The sequence below is a fragment of the Bacillus sp. Nf3 genome (assembly GCF_003028545.1).
GTDB lineage: Bacteria > Bacillota > Bacilli > Bacillales > Bacillaceae > Bacillus > Bacillus safensis.
This window is the reverse complement of the sequence record NZ_PYUA01000091.1, coordinates 1-546: the sequence shown is the minus strand read 5'-3', so window position 1 is coordinate 546 and position 546 is coordinate 1. Positions and strand designations below refer to the sequence as shown.

1 protein-coding gene is annotated in these 546 nt (G+C 65.0%); it reads left to right on the top strand.

Annotation, left to right across the window (positions count from 1 at the left end):
* Positions 1–17: 17 nt before the first annotated feature.
* Positions 18–546, top strand: a 529-nt coding sequence (locus C9414_RS21000; protein ID WP_181286202.1) for an argininosuccinate synthase domain-containing protein, incomplete at its 3' end; no start/stop codon positions are given.

Sequence of the window (546 nt, the reverse complement as noted above, 5' to 3'; positions counted from 1 at the left end):
AAGTGGACCTGACCCCCATGAGCAACAAAGACGTCGTTCTCGCCTTCTCCGGCGGCCTGGATACCAGCTTCTGCGTGCCGTACCTGCAGGAGCGCGGCTACAACGTGCACACCGTGTTCGCCGACACCGGCGGCGTGGATGATGAAGAACGCGATTTCATCGAGAAGCGCGCCGCCGAGCTGGGTGTGACCAGCCACGTCACCGTCAACGGCGGCCCGGCCATCTGGGAAGGCTTCGTCAAGCCGTTCGTGTGGGCCGGCGAAGGCTACCAGGGCCAGTACCCGCTGCTGGTCTCGGACCGCTACCTGATCGTCGATGCCGCGCTGAAGCGTGCCGCCGAACTGGGCACCAACATCATCGCCCACGGCTGCACCGGCATGGGCAACGACCAGGTCCGCTTCGACCTGGCGGTGAAGGCACTGGGCGACTACCAGATCATCGCGCCAATCCGCGAGATCCAGAAGGAACACACCCAGACCCGCGCCTACGAGCAGAAGTACCTGGAAGAGCGCGGCTTCGGCGTGCGCGCCAAGCAGCAGGCCTACA